Annotated in this window: 28 protein-coding genes; 3 read left to right on the forward strand and 25 right to left on the reverse strand. The window is 67.0% G+C overall.

The features are described from left to right. Positions 1-2 precede the first annotated feature (2 nt). Entirely contained in the window at positions 3-578 is a 576-nt protein-coding gene (locus tag J2X52_RS13140; RefSeq protein ID WP_310154122.1) for a response regulator, read from the reverse strand. Further along, a complete protein-coding gene (locus tag J2X52_RS13145) occupies positions 575-1,816 on the reverse strand; it encodes an ATP-binding protein (protein WP_310154125.1) in 1,242 nt (413 codons plus the stop codon). Before J2X52_RS13145 ends, J2X52_RS13140 begins: the two co-directional genes overlap by 4 nt. 115 nt (positions 1,817-1,931) lie before the next feature. On the opposite strand from J2X52_RS13145, the gene ispG reads away from it, so the two are divergent. Both ispG and J2X52_RS13155 read left to right on the forward strand, forming a co-directional pair. Next, the gene (ispG, locus tag J2X52_RS13150; protein ID WP_310154128.1) at positions 1,932-3,227 is read left to right on the forward strand and encodes a flavodoxin-dependent (E)-4-hydroxy-3-methylbut-2-enyl-diphosphate synthase; all 1,296 of its coding nucleotides are present in this window, start codon (positions 1,932-1,934) and stop codon (positions 3,225-3,227) included. Beyond that, positions 3,217-3,909, forward strand: coding sequence for a phosphatase PAP2 family protein (locus tag J2X52_RS13155; RefSeq protein WP_310154131.1), 693 nt, complete (start codon positions 3,217-3,219; stop codon positions 3,907-3,909). The genes ispG and J2X52_RS13155 overlap by 11 nt, the downstream gene beginning before the upstream one ends. Before the next feature lie 237 nt (positions 3,910-4,146). Here J2X52_RS13155 and J2X52_RS13160 read toward each other — a convergent pair whose 3' ends face one another. The 18 genes from J2X52_RS13160 to asnS form a co-directional block, all read right to left on the reverse strand. Further along, complete coding sequence (locus J2X52_RS13160; RefSeq protein WP_310154134.1) at positions 4,147-4,680, reverse strand: DUF2939 domain-containing protein; 534 nt, start codon at positions 4,678-4,680, stop codon at positions 4,147-4,149. Between the two features lie 94 nt (positions 4,681-4,774). Further along, positions 4,775-5,461, reverse strand: coding sequence for a DUF2461 domain-containing protein (locus J2X52_RS13165; protein WP_310154137.1), 687 nt, complete (start codon positions 5,459-5,461; stop codon positions 4,775-4,777). Further along, positions 5,458-6,930 carry an exodeoxyribonuclease I gene (gene sbcB, locus J2X52_RS13170; RefSeq protein WP_310154140.1) on the reverse strand — a complete coding sequence of 491 codons (1,473 nt, stop codon included), beginning with the start codon at positions 6,928-6,930 and terminating at the stop codon, positions 5,458-5,460. Before sbcB ends, J2X52_RS13165 begins: the two co-directional genes overlap by 4 nt. 106 nt (positions 6,931-7,036) lie before the next feature. Continuing rightward, positions 7,037-8,416: an NAD(P)/FAD-dependent oxidoreductase gene (locus J2X52_RS13175; RefSeq protein WP_310154142.1), complete on the reverse strand. Its 1,380-nt coding sequence runs from the start codon at positions 8,414-8,416 to the stop codon at positions 7,037-7,039. Then, positions 8,413-9,681, reverse strand: coding sequence for a kynureninase (kynU, locus tag J2X52_RS13180; protein ID WP_310154146.1), 1,269 nt, complete (start codon positions 9,679-9,681; stop codon positions 8,413-8,415). Before kynU ends, J2X52_RS13175 begins: the two co-directional genes overlap by 4 nt. After that, positions 9,678-10,061 carry a 5-carboxymethyl-2-hydroxymuconate Delta-isomerase gene (locus J2X52_RS13185; RefSeq protein ID WP_310154147.1) on the reverse strand — a complete coding sequence of 128 codons (384 nt, stop codon included), beginning with the start codon at positions 10,059-10,061 and terminating at the stop codon, positions 9,678-9,680. Before J2X52_RS13185 ends, kynU begins: the two co-directional genes overlap by 4 nt. Positions 10,062-10,073: 12 nt before the next feature. Beyond that, positions 10,074-11,084 (reverse strand): amidohydrolase family protein, encoded by a 1,011-nt coding sequence (locus J2X52_RS13190; protein ID WP_310154149.1) that lies wholly within the window; start codon positions 11,082-11,084, stop codon positions 10,074-10,076. A gap of 239 nt (positions 11,085-11,323) precedes the next feature. Then, complete coding sequence (locus tag J2X52_RS13195; RefSeq protein WP_310154151.1) at positions 11,324-11,770, reverse strand: hypothetical protein; 447 nt, start codon at positions 11,768-11,770, stop codon at positions 11,324-11,326. A 30-nt stretch (positions 11,771-11,800) separates the two neighbouring features. Beyond that, the gene (locus tag J2X52_RS13200) at positions 11,801-12,349 is read right to left on the reverse strand and encodes a 3-hydroxyanthranilate 3,4-dioxygenase (protein ID WP_310154153.1); all 549 of its coding nucleotides are present in this window, start codon (positions 12,347-12,349) and stop codon (positions 11,801-11,803) included. 4 nt (positions 12,350-12,353) lie between these two features. Beyond that, entirely contained in the window at positions 12,354-12,890 is a 537-nt protein-coding gene (locus J2X52_RS13205; RefSeq protein WP_343226791.1) for a RidA family protein, read from the reverse strand. After that, positions 12,883-13,557, reverse strand: a complete 675-nt coding sequence (gene can / locus J2X52_RS13210; protein ID WP_310154155.1) for a carbonate dehydratase — start codon at positions 13,555-13,557, stop codon at positions 12,883-12,885. Before can ends, J2X52_RS13205 begins: the two co-directional genes overlap by 8 nt. Positions 13,558-13,564: 7 nt before the next feature. Continuing rightward, the gene (locus tag J2X52_RS13215; RefSeq protein WP_310154156.1) at positions 13,565-14,992 is read right to left on the reverse strand and encodes an aldehyde dehydrogenase; all 1,428 of its coding nucleotides are present in this window, start codon (positions 14,990-14,992) and stop codon (positions 13,565-13,567) included. Between the two features lie 145 nt (positions 14,993-15,137). After that, positions 15,138-15,947: a DNA-formamidopyrimidine glycosylase family protein gene (locus tag J2X52_RS13220; RefSeq protein WP_310154157.1), complete on the reverse strand. Its 810-nt coding sequence runs from the start codon at positions 15,945-15,947 to the stop codon at positions 15,138-15,140. Positions 15,948-16,209: 262 nt separating this feature from the next. After that, positions 16,210-16,995, reverse strand: coding sequence for an SDR family NAD(P)-dependent oxidoreductase (locus J2X52_RS13225; protein ID WP_310154159.1), 786 nt, complete (start codon positions 16,993-16,995; stop codon positions 16,210-16,212). 19 nt (positions 16,996-17,014) lie between these two features. Then, the gene (locus J2X52_RS13230; protein WP_310154161.1) at positions 17,015-17,632 is read right to left on the reverse strand and encodes an FMN-binding negative transcriptional regulator; all 618 of its coding nucleotides are present in this window, start codon (positions 17,630-17,632) and stop codon (positions 17,015-17,017) included. A gap of 23 nt (positions 17,633-17,655) precedes the next feature. Then, positions 17,656-17,955: a hypothetical protein gene (locus J2X52_RS13235; protein ID WP_310154163.1), complete on the reverse strand. Its 300-nt coding sequence runs from the start codon at positions 17,953-17,955 to the stop codon at positions 17,656-17,658. Between the two features lie 16 nt (positions 17,956-17,971). Next, the gene (locus J2X52_RS13240; protein WP_310154164.1) at positions 17,972-18,274 is read right to left on the reverse strand and encodes a hypothetical protein; all 303 of its coding nucleotides are present in this window, start codon (positions 18,272-18,274) and stop codon (positions 17,972-17,974) included. Between the two features lie 151 nt (positions 18,275-18,425). Beyond that, the gene (asnS, locus tag J2X52_RS13245; protein ID WP_310154166.1) at positions 18,426-19,823 is read right to left on the reverse strand and encodes an asparagine--tRNA ligase; all 1,398 of its coding nucleotides are present in this window, start codon (positions 19,821-19,823) and stop codon (positions 18,426-18,428) included. Positions 19,824-19,944: 121 nt separating this feature from the next. Here asnS and J2X52_RS13250 point away from each other — a divergent pair, with 121 nt between their 5' ends. Next, complete coding sequence (locus tag J2X52_RS13250; protein ID WP_310154168.1) at positions 19,945-20,280, forward strand: iron-sulfur cluster assembly accessory protein; 336 nt, start codon at positions 19,945-19,947, stop codon at positions 20,278-20,280. Positions 20,281-20,657: 377 nt separating this feature from the next. On the opposite strand, the gene J2X52_RS13255 is transcribed toward J2X52_RS13250, so the two are convergent. Genes J2X52_RS13255 through cyoA form a run of 5 tightly spaced genes read right to left on the reverse strand, consistent with a single transcriptional unit; the run spans position 20,658 to position 25,717 of the window. After that, positions 20,658-21,398 carry an SURF1 family protein gene (locus J2X52_RS13255; RefSeq protein WP_310154170.1) on the reverse strand — a complete coding sequence of 247 codons (741 nt, stop codon included), beginning with the start codon at positions 21,396-21,398 and terminating at the stop codon, positions 20,658-20,660. A gap of 13 nt (positions 21,399-21,411) precedes the next feature. Continuing rightward, positions 21,412-21,807, reverse strand: coding sequence for a cytochrome o ubiquinol oxidase subunit IV (cyoD, locus tag J2X52_RS13260; protein ID WP_310154172.1), 396 nt, complete (start codon positions 21,805-21,807; stop codon positions 21,412-21,414). Continuing rightward, positions 21,804-22,457, reverse strand: a complete 654-nt coding sequence (gene cyoC, locus J2X52_RS13265) for a cytochrome o ubiquinol oxidase subunit III (RefSeq protein WP_310154173.1) — start codon at positions 22,455-22,457, stop codon at positions 21,804-21,806. The genes cyoD and cyoC overlap by 4 nt, the downstream gene beginning before the upstream one ends. Positions 22,458-22,459: 2 nt before the next feature. Further along, the gene (gene cyoB, locus J2X52_RS13270) at positions 22,460-24,472 is read right to left on the reverse strand and encodes a cytochrome o ubiquinol oxidase subunit I (protein WP_310154175.1); all 2,013 of its coding nucleotides are present in this window, start codon (positions 24,470-24,472) and stop codon (positions 22,460-22,462) included. A 45-nt stretch (positions 24,473-24,517) separates the two neighbouring features. Continuing rightward, positions 24,518-25,717, reverse strand: a complete 1,200-nt coding sequence (cyoA, locus tag J2X52_RS13275; protein WP_310154177.1) for a ubiquinol oxidase subunit II — start codon at positions 25,715-25,717, stop codon at positions 24,518-24,520. Between the last annotated feature and the right edge of the window lie 93 nt (positions 25,718-25,810).

Here is a 25,810-nt window from a genome sequence, read left to right on the forward strand (position 1 = left end):
TTTCAACCGTCAGTGGGCGGCCGGCGCTCCGGCCCCGGGCGCTTGGCGAGCTTGCGTTGCAGCGAGCGGCGGTGCATGCCGAGAAGTCGCGCGGTCGCGGAGATGTTGCCGCCGGTTTCCGTCAGCGCCTGCTGGATGTGCTCCCACTCCAGTCGGTGCAGCGGAATCATCGTCGGGCTTTCGAGGGTGTCGTCCTCGTCCCGCTCGGGCAGGGGCGCGCCGGGCGCGGTTTCGGTGTCGAGCAGGATGCGTTGCAGGGTGTCGGCCGACACCGGCTTGGGCAGGTAATCGTCGGCGCCGCGTTTGATCGCCTCCACCGCGGTCGCGATGCTCGCGTAGCCGGTGACCAGCAGGATGCGCATGTCGGCGCGGATCGCGCGCAGCGGTTCGATCAGCGACAGGCCCGAGGCTTCGCCGAGCTTGAGATCGACCAGCGCGAAGTCCGGCGCAATGCGCCTGGCGACCTCGAGTGCAGTGACGGGATCGGCTGCGATCTCGCATTCGATCCCGCGCCGCGTCAGCGCACGCCGCAGCGCTTCCAGATACAGGGTGTCGTCGTCGACCAACAGGCCCTTCATCGCATCGTCTCCGGTTCGCGGTGGCTGTCTGCGGTGCCGACCGGCACGCGGAAATGCACGCGTGCACCGCCGCCGTCGGCTTCCTCCATGTCCAGTTCGCCGCCCAGTTGCTCGATCGCCGCATGCGACAGCGCCAGGCCTACGCCGAGGCCATCGGGCTTGCCGCTGCGGAACAGCACCGGCAAAAACGGCGCCTGGGCGTCGAACCCGGTGCCGTAGTCCCGGATCGCGCCGTCGAGCATGCCGTCCTCGATCTGCAGACGCAGGTCGACGCGGGTGCTGCCGTTGCCTTCACTGGCATCGGCGGCGTTGTTGAGCAGGGCCAGCAGCAGATGACCGATGGTGCGGTCCACGCGCGCGTGCATGTCCACGTTGCCGCTGCGTACGAGCACAATCGCCGGACGCACCAGTTGCCAGTGTTCGAGCACCCGGCCGATGTCCACCCGCGTGCTCGCCGCCGGATCGGCGGGATCGGCCAGCGAACGCACGCGGTCGCGACAGGTGTCGACCAGCCGCCGCAGTGTGGCGACGTCCTCGGCGCCATCGGCGCCCATGCGACTGGTGTCGAGATCGTCGAGCAGCAGGGTCATCGTGCCCAACGGTGTGTTGAGCTCGTGCGCGACCGAGGCCGCGTGCGTGGCCAGCGCGAGGATGCCCTCGTTGCGCACGAAGCGCTCGCGCAGGGCCGCCAGTTCGCGCTCACGGCGGTCGCGCGCTGCTGCCAGCCGCAGCAGGAAGTAGGACACCAGCGCCACCGACAGGAAGAAGTTCACCGCCATGCCGGCCAGGTGCAGGCTGAAATGATCGTGCAGGTGCGGCAGGGGCTGGCCGAACTGCACCGCCAGGATGTAGCCCGTCACGCAGGCCAATGCGGCGGCGATCGCCCAGGCCCGCGGCAGGGCCATGGCGGTCAGCGCGATGGGCAGCAGGAATAGCGAGGCGAAGGGATTGGCGATGCCGCCCGTCCACGCCACCAGCCACGCCAGTCCGGCGGTGTCGACCAGCACGTGGGCAAAAGCCTCGGCCGGCGCCGCATCGCGGCTGTGTGCCAAACGCAAATGGACCAGGACATTGAACGCGGCCAGCAGCAGCACCGGGCCCCACAGCGGCCAGCGCGGCAGATCCATGTCGAAGCCGTGCGTCGCCCACAGGATCGTCAACGACTGCCCGCCAACTGCGAACCAGCGCAGGCTGTAGAGGGTGCGGAGCAGGGCGGTGGCGGGGTGCTTGGGCTGCATCGCCCTGCATCGTAGTGCAGGCCCGCGCGGGCCGCGCTGCGGCGTTCGGTCGCACCTGCCGGCGGTTTCGCCCGGCGTCACCGAAAAGGCGCGCGCGAGCCGCTAAAATGCGCGCATGTCCGCCCAGCCCGCTCCAGCGTCCGCCGCCTGCCTTTCCCAGCCTGTTCCGCTGCCTGCCTTCGGCGCCGCCGCGCGCCGCGGCACGCGTCAGGTCCATGTCGGCGGGATCGCGGTCGGCGGTGATGCGCCGGTCGTCGTGCAGTCGATGACCAACACCGACACCGCCGATATCGCCTCGACCGCCAAACAGATCGGCGAGCTGTGGCGCGCGGGCTCGGAACTCGTGCGCATCACCGTCAACACTCCCGAATCTGCGGCCGCCGTCCCGCGGATCGTCGAGCGGCTGGCGATGCAGGGCATCGAGGTGCCGATCATCGGCGACTTCCACTACAACGGGCATCAGCTGCTGGCGGGCGAGCCGGCCTGCGCCGAAGCGCTGGCCAAGTACCGGATCAACCCGGGCAACGTCGGCTTCGGCAAGAAGCGCGACACCCAGTTCGCCCAGCTGATCGAATTCGCGATGCGCTATGGCAAGCCGGTGCGCATCGGCGCGAACTGGGGCTCGCTGGACCAGTCGCTGGCGGCGACGCTGATGGACGAGAACGCCCAGCGCGCCGTGCCCTGGGACGCGGGAAAGGTGTTGCGCGAAGCGCTGATCCGCTCGGCGGTGGATTCGGCGGAGCGCGCGGTGGAACTCGGCCTCGGCCGCGACCGCATCGTGCTCAGTGCCAAGGTCAGCGGCGTGCAGGAACTGGTCGCCGTCTACCGGGATCTCGCCGCGCGCTGCGATTTCGCGCTGCATCTGGGGCTCACCGAAGCCGGCATCGGCAGCAAGGGCATGGTGGCCTCCAGCGCCGCGCTGGCCATCCTGATGCAGGAAGGCATCGGCGACACCATCCGCATCTCGCTGACGCCCGAACCCGGCGCGTCGCGCACCAAGGAAGTCGTCGTCGCCCAGGAACTGCTGCAGACGATGGGCCTGCGTGCGTTTACGCCGATGGTCACCGCCTGCCCGGGCTGCGGCCGCACCACGTCCGAGTTCTTCCAGGAACTGGCCGGCGTGGTCCAGGACCATGTGCGCGACAAGATGCCGGAGTGGAAGATCACCCACCCGGGCGCGGAGAACATGACGCTCGCGGTGATGGGCTGCGTGGTCAACGGCCCCGGCGAATCGCGCCACGCCAATATCGGCATCTCTTTGCCGGGCACCGGCGAAGCGCCCTCGGCGCCGGTGTTCATCGACGGCGAGAAGGCGATGACCCTGCGCGGGGAGAACATCGCGCACGAGTTCGTGGCGCTCGTCGACGACTACGTTCACCGCAACTACGGTCGGGCTGTCGATGCCGGCTGACGGCGGCGACGTCGTCGCCGAGGGCTCACGCGAAACCGGCGGGTTGCTGCGCCGGCATGGCTGGAAGTTCCTGCTGCTGTTCGCCGGCGTACTGCTGCCGATGTGGGGTTTCATGGAACTCGCCGACGAGATTCACGAGGCCGAGGCGATTCCGTTCGACGAGCCGATCCTGTTGTTCGCGCACGAGGCGGCGCGTGAGGGCTTTACGCGCGTGTTCCTCTTCTTCTCCGAAATCGGCTATGCCAAGGGCGTGGTGCCGGTCGATATCGCGCTGGTGCTGATCCTGCTGGCGTTGAAGCGCTGGCGCGACGGGCTGTTCGTCGCGGTGGCCACAGGGGGCTCAGCGCTGCTGAATCTCGCGACCAAGCAGCTGTTCGCGCGCGACCGCCCCAGCCTGTGGGAGTCGATCGCACCCGAGGCGACCTACAGTTTCCCCAGCGGCCACGCGATGGGATCGATGACCCTGGCCGCGGTGCTGGTCCTGCTGGCCTGGCCCACCCGCGCGCGCTGGTGGGTGACCGCGGCGATGGCGGTCTTCGTGCCGATGGTCGGCCTGTCGCGCGTGTATCTGGGCGTGCATTACCCGTCCGACATCCTGGCGGGCTGGGCTGCGGCCTCGGTCTGGGTGGTGGGCGTGTATCTGGTGATGTACCACCGGCCGAAGTTCGGACGGGGCACGTAACGCTTCGTGTAGGAGCGCGCTTGCGCGCGATGGGGCTTTGGCCGGTTGCCGGCTTGTGATCATGGGATTTATAGAGCGGAGCGGAACCCATCGGATCGAGATGGCTGACGGCCCAAGCGCTGTTTCGTTGAGGTCCGCGCTGCCCTCACCCCACCAATTGCTTCGCAATTGGTCCCCCCCTCTCCCGTGAGCGGGAGAGGGACGTAGGTGTTTCCTGCCGCAGGCAGGAGACGATTCTCAGAGGGGTAACCGGATGTCGGAAAGCTTCCACGTCAGCCCCTTGCGCGTCAGCACGAACTCGATCGGACGACCGCGGTCGTCACGCACCGTCGCCGTGAAGCGCGACGTGGAGTTGTAGCGGTAGTGCGCGTCTTCGAGCGGTGCTCCGCGGGCGGGGTCGGCGCGGACCTGGGTCGGCGATGCGCCGCCGGCGAGGCTCCACAGCCGCTGGCCGCGCATCAGCGCGCTCAGGCCGACAGGGGTCACCATCGTGTCGACGCCAGTGCCGGCTGCGCTGCCGGCAAGTCGAAGCCCGATCGCGCCGAGCAGGTTCGACTGCAGGTCGGGACCCGCCTCGCGCACGATCGCATCGGCCAGTTGCAGCCGCAGGCTCTCGCGCAATGCGGGGAAATCCACCTGTTTCGACAGCGCCCGCGAATCCTCGTTGCGCACCGCCTCGCGGATCGCGTGGACAGTCAGGTACGGGCCGGCGGCCACATAGCCGAGCAACAGCACGAGAATCGCGAGGGAGAGCCAGCAGAGTCGCTTCATCAAGATCGCATCGAAGGAAATAAGGCGATTGTCGGAGACGACGGCGCAGTGCGTGCTGAACGACGACGGGAAGCCGCCGTCCGTGCCGGCGTGATCAGAACTCCAGATCCAGCGAAGCGCACAGGTAGTCGACGAACGGGCCCAATGCGACGAGATCGGCGGCGATCGTCTGCCGCAGCTTCGGGCCGGTCATCGCGTCATCGTCGAGCGTGCGCCAGAACACCCAGTTGCGGTGCTTGAGATCGTCGATAAACTCGAACTGCGGGTCGAAGCCGCGCGGTGGGCGGACCAGCATCTCACTGGTCTCGAATTCGAACTTTTTCCGCAGTTTCGTCGCGTGCGCGGCGGCCTTCCAGCTTTCCGGATTGTCGACGATGAACTGCCGGACTTTCCGCTGGGTGTCGGATTCGGGATGCCACAGCCCGGCGCCGACGAAGCTGCCACCCGGTTGCAGGTGCACGTAGAACGAAGGCGCCGCGGTCTCGCGGCGGCGTTCGTGGAACAGGCGCGCGCCCTGCCAGGTCTTGTACGGCGACTTGTCGTTGGAGAAGCGCGCATCGCGATGGATGCGAAACAGCGAGCCGCCCACCGTGCGCGTGTCGGCGCGGAAATGCGGACTGACCGCGGCGACGTCCGGCTGCAGGTCGCCGATCAGGCGCAGGAACGGCTGGCGCACATGCGCCTCGTACTCCTTGCGATGCTCCTCGAACCAGGGCTTCTCGTTGTGGCGCGCGAGCGCGCGCAGGAACTTGAAACTCTTGTCGCTGAAGTACGTGGTCATGCGGACTGGATGGGCAGCGTGGGGGATGGATGCAAGCGGGTCTGCAGGCTCTGGCCCCAGTCGGTGAGGGCGTCGAGTAGCGGCAGACGCGTTGTGTCATCGGGATTTTCAGCGCGCAGGGCGTCGATCTGCGTGAAGTAGGTGGCGAAATCCTGTTCGGCCTGCGTCGTGCCGGGCGCCAGGCGCGCGCGCCGGTAGTCGTCCCAGCGCAGCTGTTCCTCGGGGTTGAGCGTGTCCGGCCAGTTGCGCGCGCGATAGCGCAGCAGCAGGGCATCGAGGCGCGGATCCTCGAAGCCGAAATCGCGCGCGCCCAGCAGCGTCGGCGGCGTCGCGCGAACCTGGGCCATGCGGCGCTTGTCGCCATCGCCGGCGAAACCGTCGTACAGCGCGCCATCGGGATCGGACGGCGCGAACTCGCGCTCTACCGCGAACACCTGGCGGATCTTTTCGGCCAGCGCCGGGCCTGCGCTGCGTAGTCGCGCGGCGCGGCGTTCGATATCGACCGGGTCGATCGACAGCCGCTCGAAATCCGCTTCGCGCAGATGACTCCAGGCCACCAGCGCCGGGCAGCGGTTGCTGTGCACTTCCTTGAGCGGAATGCGCGCGACGCCTTCAGGCAGGTCTTCGCGACGCACGAACACGCGCGCGGCGATGGCCTCGGCATCCAGGTCGAGCAGCCAGTCCGGATCGCCGTCGAGATCGAACACGAGCACGCGGCTGTCGATGCGCGGATGGCGCGCGATCGGCAGCACCGGCGCCGCGCACAGGCGTGCGGCCGGATAACGCTGCGAGACATGCAGCACCGGCGTCATCGCGATCGTATCGAGCATCGACGCCGCGTGGCGCTTTTCGCGAAGCTTCAACGCGTAGTCCCACAAGCGCGGCTGCGCGCTGCGGAACAGGCGCGCCAGACCGATCAGCGCACGCACATCCGACAGCGCCTCGTGCGCATCACCGGTGCGCACATGGTTGGCAGTCGCCAGATGTTCGAGCTTGAACGAGGTTGCGCCGTCCTCGCGCGTCGGCCAGACCAGGCCTTCCGGACGCAGCGCGTGCCACAGCCGCATCACGTCGAGCAGATCCCAGCGCGAGTTGCCGCTGCGCCATTCGCGCTCGTAGGGATCGTGGAAGTTGCGATACAGGCCGAAGCGTACGAATTCGTCGTCGAAGCGCAGCGAGTTGTAGCCCAGCGTGCAGGTCTTTGGCCGGGCCATTTCCTCGTGGATGCGCGCGAACGCGTCGGCCTCCGGCATGCCGATGGAGCGCGCATGCTGCGGTGTGATGCCAGTGATCAGCGTCGCGATGGGCGAGGGCAGCAGGTCGTCGGCCGGGCGGACGAAGAAGTCGATCGGATCGTCGATCTCGTTGAGACCGGCATCGGTGCGGATCGCGGCGAACTGGGCGATGCGTGTGCGTCGCGGATCGGAGCCGAAGGTTTCCAAATCGTAGAAGAGAAAACTGTCGTTCATAAGCGGTGCTGTTGGCGCGTCGTTGCGGCAAGCCGTTGCGACGGCATCATTCGGACCGCGGACGGCAGACTCGTCGAGGCGCGATCGTAGAAAAGAAAACTGTCGCTCACGCCGGCACATCCTCCAGCAGTGTCAGCAGATCGCGCACTTCGGCGTCGATCGCGTCCCAGTCCAGCGTCGACATCGAGGCATGCCCCGCCGTTGCGCGTTCGAGAATGCCGCGCTGGAGGTCGGTGCGCGTCATCGCCAACGAATACGGAATCCGCATGAAGGTGACCATCGCGTAGTGCGGCACGAAGCGGCCGGGATGGCGGTCCTGCAGTGCGAGTTCCAGTTCGCGCTGCAACAGGTAATCGGCATCGTCGACGCGGTCGCGCATCTCCAGATAGTTGTCGAGCGCCATGCGCTGGATCGCGGCGGCATCCGGTTTGCGTCCGGCCTCGAACGCGGCGAATGCGTTCGCCAGGTCGTCGTGCGCGTCGAGCTGCTGCGCCAGTGCCACGCAGTCCTCGAACGCGCAGTTCATGCCCTGGCCGTGGAACGGCACCATCGCGTGCGCGGCATCGCCCAGGAGCACTGCGCGCCCGTCGAGATGCCAGTGATCGAGATACAGGGTGCCCAGCTGCCCGACCGGATTGGCGCGCCAGTCGCGGTCGAATTCCGGAATCAACGCCAGCGCGGACGGGAAGTCGCGCTCGAAGAAGTCACGCGCGCTATCGACATCGACCAACTGGTCAAACGCGGGACCGCCGTCCGCGCCCGCGTGATGGGGCAGGAACAGGGTGACGGTGAAGGTCTTCTCGTCGTTGGGCAGCGCGATACACATGTAATGTCCGCGCGGCCAGATGTGCAGCGCATTGGGCTCGATGCGGAAGCCGCCGTCGGCACGCGGTGGAATCTCGAGTTCCTTGTAGCCGTGGTCGAGGAAGTCGCTGCGCTCGCCTAAATCGCGCACCCGGTGCATTGCCGCGCGCAATGCGGAGCCTGCACCGTCTGCGCCGACCAGCGCCTCGAACTGGACTTCGCGCGTGCTGTCGCCACGCGGATCACGAAACACCGCGCGCCGCGAGTCGAAGTTCACCGCGTCCAGGCCCGCATCGAAGTGCAGCCGCGCGCCGGCGGCTTCCGCCAGATCCAGCAGCACGATATTGAGATCACCGCGATGCACTGACCAGATCACTTCACTGTCGTCGCGGCCATAGCGCTGCAGCACCGGCTCGGTGTCGCCGACGTGGACCATGCGGCCGCGCATCATGATGGCGTGGTGCATCACCGCGTCGTCGGCATCGGCGGCGCGCAGTGCGTGCCGGCCGCGTTCGGCCAGCGCCAGGTTGATCGAGCGTCCGCCGCCGTAGCCCTGCACGCGCGGGTCGCCGCGTTTTTCGTATAGATCCACGTTCCAGCCGCGACGTCGCAGCAGGATGCCGAGCAGGGCGCCGGCCAGGCCCGCGCCGATGATCGTCAGATGGCGTGCGGGCGCCGTCACGCGTCGCGCCACCGGGCGACGGTCCGCACGAAGCGCAGCACATCGGCGTGGGTGTTGTAGAGCGGCGCGGGCGAGATGCGGATCACGTCGGGCTCGCGCCAGTCGCCGAGCACGCCGTTGTCGGACAGGTATTCGAACAGCGCACGGCCCTGCTCGCGGCCACCGCGTACGCGCAGCGACAGCTGCGCGCCGCGACGCGTGACGTCACGCGGCGTGGCGATATCGAGCACATCATCGAGCTGGCTATGGATCAGCGTTTCCAGATAACCGGTCAGGGTTTCCGACTTCGCGCGCAGTGCCGGCATGCCGGCCTCGGTGAAGAGGTCGAGCGAGGCGCGCAGCGGCGCGAGGCCGAGGATGGGTGGATTGCTCAGCTGCCAGCCTTCGGCGCCGGGCGTGGGCTGGAAGTCCGGCCCCATGCGGAAACGCGTCGCCGCGTCGTGGCCCCACCAGCCGGCGAAACGCGGGCGGCCGGTGGTTGCATGACGCGCGTGCACGAACGCGCCGGCCACCGCGCCCGGGCCGCTGTTGAGGTACTTGTAGTGGCACCACACGGCGAAGTCGGCGTTGCTGTCGTGCAGCTGCAGCGGCAGATTGCCGGCCGCATGCGCGAGATCGAAACCAACCACCGCACCGGCGGCATGGCCGAGGCGGGTGATCTCCGCGAGATCGAAGGCCTCGCCGGTGCGGTACTGCACGCCCGGCCACAGCACCAGTGCGAGGCGGTGGCCGTGTTGTTCGATCGCCGCGGCGATCGCGTCCATGCCGAACAGGCCGTCGGCGCCGGGCTGCACTTCGATCAGATCGGTGTCCGGGTCGAAGCCGTGGAAGCGCACCTGCGATTCGAGCGCGTAGCGATCGGACGGAAACGCGCCGGCTTCCATCAGGATCGCCGGGCGCTCCGCGGTCGGGCGGTAGAAGCCGACCATCAGGAAATGCAGGTTCGCTGTCAGCGAGTTCATCGCGACCACTTCTTCGGGCTGCGCGCCGACGATCTCTGCCAGTTGCGCACCGACCAGACCGTGATAGGTCATCCACTGCGAGTTGCCGCGGAAGTGGCCCTCGACTGCTTCCATCGCCCATTTGTCGAGCACGTCCTCGACCTGTGCGCGTACGCCACGCGGCTGCAGGCCCAGCGAGTTGCCGACGAAATAGGCCTGCTCGACATCGCCGAAGCGTGGCATGTGGAACTGCGCGCGGAAATGCTGCAGCGGATCGGCGGCGTCGGCGGCCGCGGCGTAGTCGTCGGTGAAGAAATCGGTCATGCGTGGGTCTCCGGCACGACGCTGCGCGCGTGCGTGCTCTTGATGTAGGTGGCCGCCTGCAGCTCCACCACCTCGACGCACAGCTGGCAGTCCAAGTCGAGCCGTGGCAGGCACGGCGCGAGCGCATCGTGGACGGCGCGACCCAGCGCGGCGCGAACGTCTTCCGAGCGGCCGGGCATGATTTTCAGCGTGGCATGGACGAAGCCGTGGCCGTCGTTCGCGCTGCCGATTCGGTAATGGTCGAGCGCGAGCGCGCGGCTCTTGATCGCGACATCCTCGAAGTGGCAGCTGTCGACGAGGACGCGGTTGACGGCTGCGAGCGCGGCGTCGGCATCGAACCCGTCAAGGTTCGAGGTGTGGTGCAGGATGAGGTGGGGCATGGGGGTCTTTGGTCAGAGGAATCGGCTTGCGGGCAGGCCCAGCCATTCGAGCGCGGTGCCGTGATACAGGCGCGCCCGCGCGGCGTCGTCGAGCGGGATCTCTTCGATGCCGGCGCCCGGCACCTGCTCGCCCAGCGGGAAGGGATAATCGGTGCCCAGCATCACCCGGTCCACGCCACAGGTGTCGAGCAGATACTGCAGCGCGCGCGGATCGGCCACCCAGGAATCGAAGAAAAGTTGTTTGAGATAGCCGCGCGGATTGTGCGGATTGTCGGTGGCGACGAGGTCGGGGCGCATGTTGAAGCCGTGCTCGATGCGCCCGATCGTATACGGGAAGCTGCCGCCGCCATGCGCCATGCAGATCTTCAGCTTCGGCAGCCGCTGCAGCACGCCGCCGAATACCAGGCAGCAGGCCGCGCGCGACTGCTCGGCAGGCATGCCCACCAGCCACGGCAGCCAGTACTTGGGCATCGACTCGCTGCCCATCATGTCCCAGGGGTGCACGAGGATTGCCGCGCCCAGATCGGCCGCGGCCTCGAAGAACGGGAACAACTCGGGTGCATCGAGGTTCCAGTCGCCGATGTGACTGCCGATCTGCACGCCCTGCAGGCCGAGCTGGTCGACGCAGCGCTCGAGTTCCTGGATCGCCAGCCGTGGCGACTGCATCGGCACCGTGCCGATGCCGGCGTAGTGGCGCGGATGCGCGGACACGGTCGCCGCCATGTGGTCATTGAGCGCCTGATGGAGCTCCAGCGCATGCGCAGGCTTCGCCCAGTAGCTGAACATCACCGGCACCGTGCTGATCACCTGCACCTGTACGCCGAAGCGCGCGTAGTCGTCGATGCGCTCGCGCGCGTCCCAGGTTTTGGACCAGATTTCGCGAAAGAAGCGGCCGTCCTTGTAGATCCGGTGGCGGCCGTCGGCGGTGTGGTGGATCACCGGGAACCGCGCGTCGCCGTACTTGCCCGCCAGGTCCGGCCAGTCGCGTGGCAGATAGTGGGCGTGGATGTCGATCTTCAGCATGGCGGTCATCCTAGACGACCGGCCTCCGGCGATCACGCCGCAGGCGCACAGCAGGTTCACGGCGTCGTGGCACCGGCGGCGCGACGTTCCGCGCGCAATTGCTCCATGGTCGGCGGGTTGGCTCGTACCGGCGCTCCCATCGAGGCCGCCATTTGAGCAACGTTTGCCTGCGCTTCCGCCAGTGACGGCACGCCCATGCGTGCGCGCTCGGCATCGTCGACCGCGCCATCGGCGACCGGCTACAGAAACAGGCCGTCGTCACTGCCGTGGAACTGGGTGCCGTACCACTGCGGTTGCAGCTGCGTGGTCATGATGCGGTCCCAGGATGCGGCGATCAGCCAGCGGTAGCGGATTTCGTCAGGTGCCAGCGTGGATGCCAGCGTCGAGAGCGCGTGCGCGATGCGGATGTCTTCCTGACCTGCGCCGTGCTGGAACACCATCGCCGCGTGATGGTGGTCAGCTGCGGTACGCATCGCACCCTCACGCATCAGTGCGAGCACGCGCGCGCGCCGCGCAGCGTCTTCGCGCAATACTACGGACCAGTCGATGTTCGCCGCGTCCGCACGTGCCTGCTGGTCGTCGCGGTACAGCGCCGCGAGTTCCGGGTTGTCGGCGCCCTGCGCCTGCAGCGGCGCGATCGCGCCGAGCAGGCAGGACAGCAACAGAATCAGCAGAGACGTCCGCATGGTGGTCTCCATTCCCTGGATGCGCGGGTATCAGGTGATATCGGCCAGCGTGTCCGGGTCGGGATCGTAGCGGGCGGGGCGCGGGTTGAGATGGCCGCAGGCTTCGCAGGTGCGGTGCTCGATCGATCCGTAGAATCGGTCGAACACCGGCGGGAAATCCTGCTCGATGTCGTGCAGGTGGAAGTACTGCTCGAACAGCGTGTGGTTGCAGCTCTCGCAGAACCACAGCAGGCCGTCCTGCTCGTGCGGCAGACGCCTGCGCTCGATGACCAAGCCGATCGAATCGGGCCCGCGCTGCGGCGAATGCGGCACTTTCGGCGGCAGCAGGAAGGTCTCGCCGGCCCGGATCGGGATGTCACGGACGCGGCCGTCCTCCTGGATGCGCAGCACCATCTCGCCTTCGAACTGGTGGAACCACTCCGGGCCTTCCTCGTAGTGATAGTCGGTGCGCGCGTTCGGTCCGCCGACGACCATGACGATGAAGTCGCCGTCGTAGATGCACTTGTTGCCGACCGGCGGCTTGAGCAGATGGCGGTGCTCGTCGATCCACTTCTGGAAGTTCAGCGGTCCGGGGATCATCGGTTCACTCCTTTCGCACGTGTGGCGGATGGCCGGCGTCCGCTGCCCTCACCCCACCATCGGCGCCGCCGATGGTCCCCCCCTCTCCCGCGGTGCGGGCGAGGGGCATCGGTGGCGCGCGGTCTGCGACCGCAACGCATTTCAATTCGATCGCAATCGGCGTCGGCAACGCCTCGATGCCCAGGGTAGTGCGACAGGGCGCGATGGCGGGATCGGGAAAGTACTCGGCCCAGGTCGCGTTGTAGGCGGCGAAATCGCCGGCCATGTCGGTGAGATACACGGTCACGTCGACGAGATCCTCCCAGCGGGCGCCGCTGGCCTCCAGCACCGCGCGCACGTTGGCGAACACCGCATGCGTCTGCGCGACGATGTCGTGGGCGATGACGCGCCCTTCGGTATCAAGCACATTGCCCGGCACAGAATCGCTGGCGGGATTGCGTGGGCCGATGCCCGACAGGAACAGCAGGCCGCCGGCGTGGCGCGCGTGTGGATAGCGGCCGACCGGCCGCGGCGCCGTATCGGCCTGGACGGCCTCAGCCATCCCGCCGGCCCTGGGCGGCAACGCGGGCGATATCGGCAACCGCCGATGCGTAGGCGGGGCCGATGTCCTCGTACTTCGCGACGTCCATGCCCAGCTCGCGGACCTGGCCGTCGCCGAGCGCGTAGACCCAGCCGTGGATCGCGAGCGGCTGTCCACGCGACCAGGCATCACGGACCACAGTGGTCTTGCAAATGTTGAGCGCCTGTTCCACGGCATTGAGTTCGCACAGTCGGGCATGGCGCAGGCCGACGTCGTCGATCGATGCCAGCAGCTCAGCGTGCTTGTAGGCGATGTCGCCCACGTGCCGGAGCCAATTGTCGACCAGGCCGACGCGCGCTCCGGTCATCGCCGCGTGCACGCCGCCGCAGCCGTAGTGGCCGACCAGCAGGATGTGCTCGACCTTGAGCACGTCCACAGCGAACTGGATCACCGACAGCGCATTGAGGTCGCCGTGCGAGAGCACGTTGGCGATGTTGCGGTGGACGAAGACCTCGCCAGGGTCCAGCCCAAGAATCTGGTTGGCCGGCACGCGGGAATCCGAGCAGCCGATCCACAGGTATTTCGGCGTCTGCTGGTTCTCGAGGCGGTGAAAGAAATCCGGGTCGTCGCGGCGGACGCGCTCGGCCCAGTCACGGTTGCGTTGCAGCAGGGATTCGATATCGGTCATGGCGTGATTATTCCAGAGACAGGCCGACGTTCTTCGGCTCGGTGAAAAAACGCATCGCTTCCATGCCGCCTTCGCGGCCGAGACCGGATGCACCGGTCCCCCCGAAAGGCGTGCGCAGGTCGCGCATCAGCCAGGTGTTGATCCAGACCATGCCCACGTGCAACGCCGCAGCAAGGCGGTGCGCGCGGGTCAGGTCGCGTGTCCAGATGACGGCCGACAGGCCGTAGTCGCCTGCGTTCGCCAGCACCAGCGCGTGCGCGTCGTCGTCGAAGGGCTGCAGCGTGACCACGGGCCCGAAGATCTCCTCGCGATTGGTCGCACAGTCCGGGCCCAGACCGTCGATGACGGTCGGCGCGATGAACCAGCCGGGCCGCTCCAGCGCATGGCCGCCGCACAAGACGTTGCCACCCTCGTCGCGCGCGCGCGTGATCGCGGCGAGCACCTTGTCGTGGTGCGCCTGCGACACCAGCGGGCCCATGCGCGCATCGGGATCCATCGGATCGCCGACCCGCAGTGCCAGCACCTCGGCGACGAAGCGTTCGCGGAACGATGCATAGATGCTGCGCTCGACGAGCATCCGCGAGCCGCACAGGCAGATCTGTCCGGCGTTCTGAAAAGCCGAGCGCACCAGCGTGCCGAGTTGCGATTCCCAGTCGCTGTCGGCGAATACCAGCGTCGCGTTCTTGCCGCCGAGTTCCAGCGACGCCTTCTTCAGCTGCGCGCCAGCGCGGGCGCCGATTCGCCGGCCGACTGCGGTGCTGCCGGTGAACGACACCGCACGCACGCGTGGATCGTCGATCAGTGCATCACCCACATCGGCGCCGGTGCCGTGCACGATGTTGAGCACACCCGGCGGCAGGCCGATCTCGCCCGACAGCGTTGCGAGCAGCGACGCGCTGGCCGGCGTGATCTCCGACGGCTTGGCGACGACGGTGTTGCCGGCCGCGAGTGCCGGCGCGATCTTCCAGGTGAACAGGTACAGCGGCAGGTTCCAAGGAGAGATCGCCGCGACCACGCCCAGCGGCGCGCGCAGCGTGTAATTGAGCCCGGCTTCGCCGTGGTGGGATTCGCTGGCGAACTGCGTCGCCGCGTGGGCGAAGAAGCGCAGGTTGGCGACCGCACGCGGAATTTCGGCATCGCGTGCGAGTGCGAACGGCTTGCCGCCATCGCGGGCTTCGGCATGGGCGAAGTCATCGATCCGGGTTTCGAGCGCCGCCGCGAGTTTTTCGAGCCAGGCCGAGCGCGCGCTGTTGGGCAACGCGGCCCAGGCGGGCGCGGCGCGGGCAGCGGCCGTGATCGCGGCCTCGATATCGGCGGCGTCGCCGGCCGCGACTTCGGCGTAGACCTGGCCCGTCGCGGGCGCATGCACCGGCAGCCAGTGATCCCGGCCGGGTGCGCGCGCAGCGCCATCGATCCAGTGCGTCAGCCGTTGCATGGCGCCAGCTTACCGGAGGCGCAGGCAGGCTGGTTTCCGCCTTGCACCTGCGCCGATCAAACAAGTCTGTAGGCGCGCGCTGGCGCGCGATCCGGCTTGTTCGGGAAGGCCATGCGCGCGCCAGCGCGTTCCTACCGGCGCGTGCTCACTGCTGACAGCCTGGACACCAGTACAGCCGTCGGCCGGCCAGACGGTCCTCGACGATGCGCCCATCACCGCGCGGGCAGGGATCGCCCTTGCGCTCGAACACCTCGAAGCCGAACTGCGCGCGGGTCCTGGCGAGATAGTCCTTGCCCGGCGGCAACGCGTCGTCGTGCTTGGCGCGATACGCGCGCCGCGGCACGTCGAGCAGCGCATTCGCCAGGCGGCGGCGCTCGCCGGTTGCGAGATCTGCGAGCAACCGGTGCGGCGAGAGCTTCGCCTGGAACAGCACTTCCGAGCGCAGATAGTTGCCCATGCCGGCCGCGAAGCCCTGGTCGAGCAGCAGCACGGCCAGCGTGCGCCGGGCGAAACGCGGCGTGCGCATGTGTGCGAGCAGCGCCCTGCCATCGACTGCGGCATCGAGCACGTCCGGCCCGAGTTTGGCGAGGTAGGGCTGCGCGCCGAGTGCATCGGTGCGCCACAGCGAAATCGACGGCGCGGCGTACAGCGCCGCCACGCCGCGCACGGTCGCCAGCACCAGCCGCGGCGGCGCGCCGTCGGGCAGGGCGTCTTGATCGTCGACGAAGCGCCAGAACCCGAACAGGTGACTGTGCGCGTACAGCGTCCAGCCGCCTGCGACCGCCGTCAGCAGCGCCTTGCCGCGCGCCTCGACCGCGAGCACACGCTGGCCTTCGAGCAGGCCGCGGCGCTGCTGCAGCGCCGGGTCGATGAAATGCACATGGCTCAGTGTCTCGTCGACGAGCAACATCGACAGACGATCGGCGAGGGCGTGGGTTTCGGGGCCTTCTGGCATCGCCGCATCGAAGCAATGGACGTGTCGCGGCGTCGTGACATTGGCGTGCTGACCGGGCGGTGACGTAGACGGTCGTTGAATCAAAAGCCTTGTAGTGCGCGTGGCCGGTGCAGGGCAGCCCTCATGACGACATCGCTTCCTGCGCTTCGAGCGCACGAGATGCGCAGGATTTCCTTGCCACCAGATCTCCATGAGCAGCAGCGCTCAACAGGTCTTGCGCGAGTTTTCGGCGGAGTCGATCGCGCGCGAAGCGGTGCGCCGCTCAGATCGAGGCCATTCGCCCGCCATCGACCGGCAGGCTGACGCCGGTGACGTAGGCCGCTGCCGGCGCACACAGAAACACGATGACGCCTGCGGTCTCGGACGGCTCCGCGAAGCGTCCTGCGGGCACACTCGCGCGCATCGAGGCCAGCACCGCGTCCTCGTCCTGCCCGGTGCGGCGGACGCGGTCGGCGACCACCTGGTCGATCCGGCTGGTGCGGGTGTAGCCCGGCAGGACGTTGTTGACGGTGATGCCGTCGGGCGCGAGTTCGCGCGACAGCGTCTTGGCCCAGCTGGCGACCGCGCCGCGTACCGTGTTCGACACGCCCAGCCCGGCGATGGGTTCGCGCACCGAGGTCGAGACGACATTGACGATGCGGCCCCAGTGCGCGGCGCGCATCGCGGGCAGCACCGCCTGCACCAGTACCTGCCCGCCGATCAAATGGCGACGGAACGCGGCTTCGAATGCATCGAGCGCGGCCTCGTGCGCCGTACCGCCTGCCGGGCCGCCGGTGTTGTTGACCAGGATCTGCACCGGATGCGCGGCCACATGCGTGGTGATCGCCTCGCGCAAGCCGTCCGTGTCGTCCATATCCACGGCCAGTGCGTGATGGGTCTGTCCCTGAGACTTGGGCAGTGCGTCGACCACTGCCTGCAGTGCATCCATGCGGCGCGCGAGTACGGTCACGCTGGCGCCGAGCTGCGCGAGTTCGAGCGCGGTGGCGCGGCCGATGCCTTCGGAGGCGCCGCAGACGAGGGCGTGACGGCCGGTGAGATCGAGGTCCATGCGGGGCTCCGAAGCGGAATCAGGGTTCGATCGCACGCATCATCGCGGCGATCTCGCGTGCGTGCGTGTCGCCGGCAGACAGCGCCTCGGCGACCGCACTGCGGTTGGCGGCCGGGTGGTTCTGGCTGAGCTTGTGCGTGATTTCGACCGCATCGACGTGGAAGCGGAAGCCGACGATGCCGCGCAGTTGCCGACGCTGGCGATCGTCGTCGATGTCAAATCGCCAGTCGCCGCCAACGCGCGCTTCGAACTCGTCGCTGATGCGCGCGACCAGACCGGCCAGCGCAACTTCATCGTCGAAGCGCTCCAGCCGGCCGCGCAGGTGTGCGGTGGCGTAGTTCCAGGTCGGCACGCGCGCGGCTTCGATCTTGTCCGGATACCAGCCCGGCGACACGTAGGCGTGCGGCCCGTGCGCGATCATCAGCGCCGGACCGTCGTGCGCGGCCTGCGGGTTCGGTCGCGCCCAGTGGCCTTCGATGCGCAACGTGTCGCCGTCGCGCCGGTACAGCACCGGCAACGGGCTGGCGAGCGGCGCGCTGTCGGCCGCCGTCGTCACCAGCGTGACGAAGGCATCGCGCGCGAACAGCGCGTCCAGCGATTGCAGGTCGTCAACGGCGAACGCGCGAGGCGTGTACATCGTCTGCGGCGTGTCAGGACGGCTCAGGCGCGCTTGCCGAGCGACTGCACCATGCGCTCCCGCAGCTGGGCATCGTCGTCGGCCTGCGGTGGTGCGATCTCGTCGATCGCGAAGCCACGCTCGAGCGCGTCATCGGGATCGAGGCCGTCCCATTCGACGAACTCGGCGTCGAGCAGCATGCCGCGCGCAGTGTCCTCGCTGTCGTAGACGAGGGTGTTGCCGTCGCTGTCGAGCACTTCGGCAACGCCGGCATCGAGCACGCGCAGGCGCGCCCAGATCACGGTGCGGCCGATGGACGCGAGCCACCACTGGTCGTGGGTCATAAAACGGAACTCCGGGTCAGGGGGCGATCGACCACAGCCACAGCACGGCCGAAGCCGTGAGCGCACCGAGGATCACCATCAACGAAATGCGGGCCGGCGTCGCCAGGCCCGTGAACTGCCGGTCGGGCACTTCGTAGTAGCCACCGCCCAGCAGCCAGCGGAGCGCTGCCGGCTGCACGAACGCGTTCTCACTGAAGCGGGCGCGCACCGCCGGGTGGCGGTCGCGCAGATGCACCAGCGACAAGGGCCAGAAGATCACGAATGCGGTGAACCCGCCGATCGCGACACCGAAGAAACACAGGGCGAGAAAGAGGGTCATTCGAACGACGGGATCCGACGAAATCGGACGTGCGTCCGTTGAACACCGGGGTTCGCGGTTCGCGAGCACGTGCTTCGCCCGCGCAAGAGGCAAATGCGCGGGCCGGGCGATGCGCTGCTTCTACGAATCCCCATTTCCGTCTCCAGAATCCTCAGTACTCCGCCTGCCCCGGCGCACGCGGATACGGAATCGCGTCGCGGATGTTGGACAGGCCGCAGATGTAGACGATCAGGCGTTCGAAGCCCAGACCGAAGCCGGCGTGCGGCACGGTGCCGTACTTGCGGAAATCGCGGTACCAGCTGTAGTGCTCGCGATCGAGGCCGAACTGGTCCATGCGCGCGTCGAGAACGTCGAGACGCTCCTCGCGCTGCGCGCCGCCGATGATCTCGCCGATGCCCGGTGCCAGCACATCCATCGCCGCGACGGTTTTGCCGTCGTCGTTGAGGCGCATGTAGAACGCCTTGATGTGCTCGGGATAGTTGGTCACCACGACCGGGCGGCCGACGTGCTGCTCGGTCAGCCAGCGCTCGTGCTCGGTCTGCAGGTCCAGGCCCCATTCGACCGGGAACTCGAACTTGTGCCCGGACTTGCGCAGCAGCTCCACCGCGTCGGTGTATTCGATGCGCTCGAACGGCGCATTGACGAAGGCTTCCAGGCGCGTGATCGCGTCCTTCTGCACGCGCTCGGCAATGAAGGCCATGTCGTCGGCGCGCTCGTCGAGCACCGCGCGGAACAGGTACTTGAGGAACTCTTCGGAGATGCGCGCGTTCTCGGCGAGATCGGCGAACGCGATCTCCGGCTCGATCATCCAGAACTCGGCCAGGTGGCGCGTGGTGTGGCTGTTCTCGGCGCGGAAGGTCGGGCCGAAGGTGTAGACCTTGCTCATCGCCAGACAGTAGGCCTCGACGTTGAGCTGGCCGGACACGGTCAGGAACGCTTCCTTGCCGAAGAAGTCGCGGCTGAAGTCGACCTTGCCCTCGCGCATCGGCAGGTTCGCCAGATCCAGCGTCGAGATGCGGAACATCTGGCCCGCGCCTTCGGCGTCGGACGTGGTCACAATCGGCGTATTGATCCAGTAGTAGCCGTTCTCGTGGAAGTAGCGGTGCGCCGCCTGCGCCAGGCAGTGGCGGATGCGCGTGACGGCGCCGAACAGGTTCGTACGCGGGCGCAGATGCGCGACCTCGCGCAGGAATTCCAGCGAGTGCGCCTTGGGCTGGATGGGATAGGTTTCCGGATCCTCGACCCAGCCGACGACCTCCAGCGAAGCAGCCTGGATCTCGAAGCTCTGGCCCTGACCCTGCGATTTCACCAGCGTGCCGGTGGCGATGACCGAGCAGCCCGCGGTCAGGCGCTTCACTTCGGATTCGTAGTTGCCGAGCGTGTCCGGCGCGACGACCTGGATCGGCGCGAAGCACGAACCGTCGCTGACGCTGACGAAGCTCAGCCCGGCCTTGGAGTCACGGCGGGTGCGGACCCAGCCACGGACGGTGACTTCGCCGCCTTCTGGAATGTGCCCGGCAAGGGCCTGTTGGACGCTGATCGTGGTCATGCCTTGAATCCTGGAAATCCGGTCCGATAACACGCGGCTGCACAGTCTACCGGAGCCGGACTGCGCCCCGGCGGCTCTGTCCGCCAGCGGGCGTTCGGGTCCACGGGAGTACACTCGCCTCATGTCCATCGCACTTGCCCCTGCCGCCCTCGAACGTGCCCGCCGCTTCCTGGCGGCCAGCCCCGGCGCGCTCGGGCTGCGCTTCGGTGTCACCAAGACCGGATGCTCGGGCTGGGGCTACGTCGTCGACATCGCCCGCGAAGAACAGCCGGGCGATGCAATCAGCGAATACGAAGGTGTGCGCATCTACGTCGACGCGCAGAGCCAGCCGATCGTCGACGGCACCGAGATCGACTTCGCGCAGAAGGGCCTGAACCAGGAATTCGTGTTCCGCAATCCGAATGCCGCCGCGGCGTGCGGGTGTGGCGAGAGTTTCACCACGGATCCGACGAAGTAGCCGGGTGACGCTGAGGCGGATACGTGTCCGCTTTTTTCTTTTGGGATAAGAGCGGGCTGCCTGCGACGCTTTGGCGGAGTAGGGCGGTGCTTGCGTTTCGCGGTTGCGTTCGTCTATCGGTTCGAAAGTGTTGGACGGAGTGTTCGCGTCTACCTGCCGCCCTCACCCCAACCCCTCTCCCAGGGGGAGAGGGGCTCAAGCGTTAAGTCTCCCGCACGGTTCGAGCAGCGCTGCATCTGCGTGCAAATCGGCACACCAAAAAGCGCCCGCCGCGTGAATCTGAACCCCTCTCCCTCCGGGAGAGGGGTTGGGGTGAGGGCCGCCGATCGCAAAGATGCAGAATCGCGCGAAGCCGCATCCCCAGAAAACCCGAAGCCCTATCGCTTCCGCCGGAACTCGCTCCGCAGCACGAACACCGTCGCCAGCAAGCCGAGCAACGCCATGCCGAACCAGGTCAGCGCATAGCTGAGGTGGTTGTTGCGGAACTGCACCATCGTCAGGCCGGGCACGGGCCAGTTGCCGGTGTCGATGCGGTCCTGGGCGTCGATGAAGAACGGGGCGGCCGCGCCATCGACATCACGCGCGGCGGAAAACTCGGCAGGTGCGCGCGTGTACCAGCGGTCTTCCTCCGGCACATTGGCCCGCAGGAACACGCCGTGCTGCTCGGGCAGGCGGAGCAGGCCGGTGATGCTAACCGTCTCCGACTCGTCATGCCGTGCGCGGGTCTCACGCGCGCGATGCGCGTTGTCGACGTAGCCGCGGTTGATCCAGACCGTGCCGTCGCCGGTTACCAGCGGCGTCATGATCCAGTAACCGGGGCCGCGTTCGGTCGTCGCGTACACCGCGACTTCCTGCGTATGCAGCAGGCGGCCGGTAACGGTGACGCGGCGATATTCGTCCTCGGCGGGATCGAGCGCCGACCGGAACGATGACGCCGGCAACTCGGCCGGCGTCGCGTGCACGCGTGCATCGACGCGTGCGATCAGGTCGCGCTTCCACTGCAGGCGTTCCACCTGCCACACACCGAGGGCAATGAAGCCCACGCTGGCGGCGATCAGGAACACCAGCAACGCCCAGCGGATGACCGGGCGTGCAGTAGCGCGGGGTGCCTCGCTCACGACAGCCTGCGCGTCAGGGCGCGACGCGCATCTGTTCGGGCGACATCGGCATCATGTTGGCCTCGAGGTGGTGCATGACCCACAGCGAACCCACCAGCGCGATGACGATGATGATGCCGGTGAACAGCAGCGACATCAGGATCCAGCCGCCTTCCGATTTCCGGTTCATGTGCAGGAAGTAGACCATGTGCACGACGATCTGCACGGCGCCGAAGAGCATGATCAGCGCGACCGTCCAGACGCGGCTTTCCAGCACTTCACCCATGACCAGCCAGAACGGGATCAAGGTGAGGATGACCGACAGCACGAAGCCGATCACGTAGTCGCGCATGCTGCCGTGGCCGTGGGCGTCGTGCGCCGACTCGTGGGCGGGGTGGTGCTGCGCCGGGGTGTTTGTGTTGGTGCTCATCCCACGACTCCCATCAGATACACATACGAGAACACGCCGATCCAGATCACATCGAGGAAGTGCCAGAACATCGACAGGCACATCAGGCGACGGTTGTTGGCGGCATTGAGGCCGTGCTTCTTCAGCTGCACGACCAGCGTCACCAGCCAGATCAGGCCGAACGTCACGTGCAGGCCGTGCGTGCCGACCAGGGTGAAGAACGATGACAGGAATGCGCTGCGCTGCGGCGTCGCACCCAGATGCGCCAGGTGATGGAACTCATAGAGCTCGATGCACAGAAACGCCAGTCCGAACAGACCTGTGATCAGCAGCCACACGATCGTGCCGCGCACGTTGTTCCGGTACGAGTTCAGCATCGCGAACCCGTAGGTGATCGACGAGAACAGCAGCATGAACGTCGCGACCAGAATCAGCTTCAGGTCGAACAGGTCGGCGGGTGACGGGCCGGCCGCGTAGTTGCGGCCGAGCACGGCATGCACCGCGAACAAGATCGCGAAGATGAGGCAATCGCTCATCAGGTACATCCAGAAACCGAGGTTGGTGCCGGTTTCGGGATGGTGCTCGTGCCCGTCGTCGTGGGCGTGCGGATCCTCGATCACGTGGTAGACGCGTTCGGTGGTGCCGCTCTGGGTTCGAATCGTGTGTGCCATGTTCAGAGCGCCTGCTGCGCGAGTTCACGCGTCCGTTGGTCCTCGGTGTTCTGGACTTCCTGGGCCGGGATGTAGAACTCGCGGTCGTAGTTGAAGGTGTGCCAGATCGCCGCGACGATCAGCCCGACGAACGAGACGCCCGCCAACCACCAGATGTGCCACACGAGCCCGAAGGCGAGCGCCACGCTGATCGCCGACAGCACCACGCCCGCGCCGGTGTTCTTGGGCATGTGGATCGGCACGAAGCCGGTCGTCGGACGCTGGTAGCCGTGCTTCTTCATGTCATGCCACGCATCGATCTCGTGGATGATCGGGGTGAACGCGAAGTTGTAGCTCGGCGGCGGCGAGGAGGTTGCCCACTCGAGGGTGCGGCCGTTCCATGGGTCGCCGGTGGTGTCGGCCAGCTGCTTGCGGTTCTTCACCGCGACCACGATCGACATGATGAAGGCCAGGATGCCCGCGCCCACCAGCGCCGCGCCGACCGCCGCAACGATGAAGAACAGCGACAGCGAGGTGTCTTCGAACTGGCTCAGACGACGGGTGATGCCCATCAGACCCATGATGTAGAGCGGGGTGAACGCGAGCCAGAAGCCGACCAGCCAGCACCAGAACGAGACCTTGCCCCAGAACTCGTCGAGCTTGAAGCCGAAGGCCTTCGGGAACCAGTACACCATGCCGGCGAACAGGCCGAAGACCACGCCGCCAATGATGACGTTATGGAAGTGCGCGACCAAGAACAGGCTGTTGTGCAGCACGAAGTCCGCCGGAGGCACCGCCAGCAGCACGCCGGTCATGCCACCGATGACGAAGGTGAACATGAAACCGACCGTCCACAGCATCGGCACGTCGAAGCGGATGCGGCCCTTGTACATCGTGAAGAGCCAATTGAAGATCTTCGCGCCCGTCGGGATCGAGATGATCATCGTCGTGATGCCGAAGAACGCGTTGACGCTCGCGCCCGATCCCATGGTGAAGAAGTGGTGCAGCCACACCAGGTACGACAGGATCGTGATCACCGCGGTCGCGTAGACCATCGACGTGTAGCCGAACAGACGCTTGCCGCAGTAGGTCGCGACGACCTCGGAGAAGATGCCGAAGGCCGGCAGGATCAGGATATAGACTTCCGGGTGACCCCAGATCCAGATCAGGTTCACGTACATCATCGGATTGCCGCCGAGATCGTTCGTGAAGAAGTTCGTGCCCACGTAACGGTCCATCGTCAGCAGCGCCAGGGTCGCCGTGAGGATCGGGAACGAGGCGACGATCAGGATGTTGGTGCAGAGCGAGGTCCAGGTGAAGATCGGCATGCGCATGAGCTTCATGCCCGGCGCGCGCATCTTGACGATGGTCACGATCAGGTTGATGCCCGACAGCGTGGTGCCCACACCCGCCACCTGTAGACCCCACAGGTAGTAGTCCATGCCCGTGCCCGGACTGTAATCGGCGCCCGACAGCGGGGGATACGCCAGCCAGCCGGTGCGCGCGAACTCGCCGACGAACAGCGAGATCATGATCAGCACCGCGCCTGCGGTGGTCATCCAGAAGCTGAAGTTGTTGAGGAACGGGAACGAGACGTCACGCGCGCCGATCTGCAGCGGCACCACGTAGTTCATCAGGCCCGTCACCAGCGGCATGGCCACGAAGAAGATCATGATCACGCCGTGCGCGGTGAAGATCTGATCGTAGTGGTGCGGTGGCAGGAAGCCCTCGCTGCCGCTCGCCGCCATCGCCTGGTGCGCGCGCATCAGCACCGCGTCGGAGAACCCGCGCAGCAGCATCACGATTGCGAGGATGCAATACATGATGCCGATTTTCTTGTGGTCGATGCTGGTGAACCATTCCTTCCACAGATACCCCCAGAGGCGGTACTTGGTCAGCAGGAAGAGCAGGGCGATACCGCCCAGCACGACGCCGACGAAGGTGACGCCGACGACGGGGTCATGGAGAAACGGCAGTGCATCGAGCGAGAGTCGCCCGATCCACGGTGAGTTGAGCTGGTCCTGGGGTGCGGACATGGGGTTCCTGCCTGGTACTGGATAGCGTTTGTGCGGGGCGAACGATCAGCGAGCCGGGGGCGCGCCGTCGTTGTCCGGCTTGCCGGGTGCGCCTTCCTGCTGCGGCGCCTGGCCCGGCGGGATCGGCTTGATGCCTTCGTCGTCGTCCTCGTTGGTCGGCGTCGGGACCGGTGTCTCTTCTTCCGACGACACGGCGCGCGGCTGGTGGCCCTGCGGCTCGTCGCCACGTGCCTCGCGGCCCGCCTCGGGGAACGTCGCTGCAGGCGCTACGGACGGGTCATCTGCATGACGGTTGTCGTAGCGCAGGCGCGCGTAGTTGTCCTGGCTGTCCACGCCACCGCCGCCGCTGCGGTCGATATGCGCCATCTCGTGCACGCACATCGAACCGGGCGCGACGCACATGTTGAGGATCGCCTCGTACAGCGCCGGGTCGACATCGTTGAAATACCGCACCGGCTCGCGTTCCGACGGACGCTCGAGCACCAGGTATTCCTCGCGGCCCAGCGCCACGCCTTCGGCGCGCGCCTTCTCCACCCACGCATCGAAGCCGTCCTGGCTCAGGCCGTGGAAGTTGAAGTGCATGTGCGAGAAGCCGTCACCGCTGAAGTTGCCGGAGAAGCCCTTGTAGACGCCTTCCTTGTTGATGACGGCGTTGAGCTGGGTCTGCATGCCGGGCATGGCGTAGATCTGGCCCGCAAGCGCCGGTACGAAGAACGAGTTCATGATCGACGAGGACGTGAGCTTGAACTGGATCGGCGTGTTCACTGGCGCGGCGAGTTCGTTGATCGTCGCGATGCCCTGTTCGGGATAGAAGAACAGCCACTTCCAGTCGATCGCGACCACTTCGACAACCAGCGGCTCGACACCTTCGGCGAGCGGCGTGTTCGCGTCGATGCGGTCGAGCGGGCGATACGGATCGAGCTTGTGCGTCGCGATCCAGGTCACCGTGCCGAGCACGAGGATGATCGCCAGCGGCGCCGACCAGATCACCAGCTCCAGACGGGTGGAGTGGTGCCACTCGGGTGCGTATTCCGCGCCCTTGTTCGACTCCCGGTATTTCCAGGCGAAGAAGAACGTCAGGAAGATCACCGGCACGATGATCAGCAGCATCAGGACCGTGGACAGCACGATCAGGTCGCGCTGCTGGACGGCGATATCGCCGGCCGGCGACATCACGACCCAGTCGCAGCTCGACAGCAGCATGGCTGCCAGCAGCAGCGCGGAGACTCGGAGAATGGATTTCATTGGGGGATCGACGACAACGAGAGAGGAAAGCGACTTGACGGAGACGCTACGGCGCGGCCGTTAGCGTGGGGGTGTGGCGATGGCACTGGACCT

Source organism: Luteimonas sp. 3794 (assembly GCF_031456825.1).
Taxonomy (GTDB): domain Bacteria; phylum Pseudomonadota; class Gammaproteobacteria; order Xanthomonadales; family Xanthomonadaceae; genus Luteimonas.

Excerpts from the sequence above, each read along its gene's own strand:
- J2X52_RS13140 (WP_310154122.1), bottom strand. The coding sequence starts at position 578 with ATGAAGGGCCTGTTGGTCGACGACGACACCCTGTATCTGGAAGCGCTG.
- J2X52_RS13165 (WP_310154137.1), bottom strand. The coding sequence starts at position 5,461 with ATGACCACGTACTTCAGCGACAAGAGTTTCAAGTTCCTGCGCGCGCTC.
- cyoB (WP_310154175.1), bottom strand. The coding sequence starts at position 24,472 with ATGTCCGCACCCCAGGACCAGCTCAACTCACCGTGGATCGGGCGACTC.
- J2X52_RS13250 (WP_310154168.1), top strand. The coding sequence starts at position 19,945 with ATGTCCATCGCACTTGCCCCTGCCGCCCTCGAACGTGCCCGCCGCTTC.
- J2X52_RS13160 (WP_310154134.1), bottom strand. The coding sequence starts at position 4,680 with ATGAAGCGACTCTGCTGGCTCTCCCTCGCGATTCTCGTGCTGTTGCTC.
- cyoA (WP_310154177.1), bottom strand. The coding sequence starts at position 25,717 with ATGAAATCCATTCTCCGAGTCTCCGCGCTGCTGCTGGCAGCCATGCTG.
- J2X52_RS13240 (WP_310154164.1), bottom strand. The coding sequence starts at position 18,274 with ATGACCCTCTTTCTCGCCCTGTGTTTCTTCGGTGTCGCGATCGGCGGG.
- J2X52_RS13145 (WP_310154125.1), bottom strand. The coding sequence starts at position 1,816 with ATGCAGCCCAAGCACCCCGCCACCGCCCTGCTCCGCACCCTCTACAGC.
- sbcB (WP_310154140.1), bottom strand. The coding sequence starts at position 6,930 with ATGAACGACAGTTTTCTCTTCTACGATTTGGAAACCTTCGGCTCCGAT.
- J2X52_RS13220 (WP_310154157.1), bottom strand. The coding sequence starts at position 15,947 with ATGCCAGAAGGCCCCGAAACCCACGCCCTCGCCGATCGTCTGTCGATG.
- J2X52_RS13225 (WP_310154159.1), bottom strand. The coding sequence starts at position 16,995 with ATGGACCTCGATCTCACCGGCCGTCACGCCCTCGTCTGCGGCGCCTCC.
- J2X52_RS13190 (WP_310154149.1), bottom strand. The coding sequence starts at position 11,084 with ATGCTGAAGATCGACATCCACGCCCACTATCTGCCACGCGACTGGCCG.
- J2X52_RS13185 (WP_310154147.1), bottom strand. The coding sequence starts at position 10,061 with ATGCCCCACCTCATCCTGCACCACACCTCGAACCTTGACGGGTTCGAT.
- J2X52_RS13155 (WP_310154131.1), top strand. The coding sequence starts at position 3,217 with ATGCCGGCTGACGGCGGCGACGTCGTCGCCGAGGGCTCACGCGAAACC.
- cyoC (WP_310154173.1), bottom strand. The coding sequence starts at position 22,457 with ATGGCACACACGATTCGAACCCAGAGCGGCACCACCGAACGCGTCTAC.
- asnS (WP_310154166.1), bottom strand. The coding sequence starts at position 19,823 with ATGACCACGATCAGCGTCCAACAGGCCCTTGCCGGGCACATTCCAGAA.
- ispG (WP_310154128.1), top strand. The coding sequence starts at position 1,932 with ATGTCCGCCCAGCCCGCTCCAGCGTCCGCCGCCTGCCTTTCCCAGCCT.
- J2X52_RS13215 (WP_310154156.1), bottom strand. The coding sequence starts at position 14,992 with ATGCAACGGCTGACGCACTGGATCGATGGCGCTGCGCGCGCACCCGGC.
- kynU (WP_310154146.1), bottom strand. The coding sequence starts at position 9,681 with ATGACCGATTTCTTCACCGACGACTACGCCGCGGCCGCCGACGCCGCC.
- cyoD (WP_310154172.1), bottom strand. The coding sequence starts at position 21,807 with ATGAGCACCAACACAAACACCCCGGCGCAGCACCACCCCGCCCACGAG.
- can (WP_310154155.1), bottom strand. The coding sequence starts at position 13,557 with ATGACCGATATCGAATCCCTGCTGCAACGCAACCGTGACTGGGCCGAG.
- J2X52_RS13200 (WP_310154153.1), bottom strand. The coding sequence starts at position 12,349 with ATGATCCCCGGACCGCTGAACTTCCAGAAGTGGATCGACGAGCACCGC.
- J2X52_RS13230 (WP_310154161.1), bottom strand. The coding sequence starts at position 17,632 with ATGTACACGCCTCGCGCGTTCGCCGTTGACGACCTGCAATCGCTGGAC.
- J2X52_RS13235 (WP_310154163.1), bottom strand. The coding sequence starts at position 17,955 with ATGACCCACGACCAGTGGTGGCTCGCGTCCATCGGCCGCACCGTGATC.
- J2X52_RS13195 (WP_310154151.1), bottom strand. The coding sequence starts at position 11,770 with ATGCGGACGTCTCTGCTGATTCTGTTGCTGTCCTGCCTGCTCGGCGCG.
- J2X52_RS13205 (WP_343226791.1), bottom strand. The coding sequence starts at position 12,890 with ATGGCTGAGGCCGTCCAGGCCGATACGGCGCCGCGGCCGGTCGGCCGC.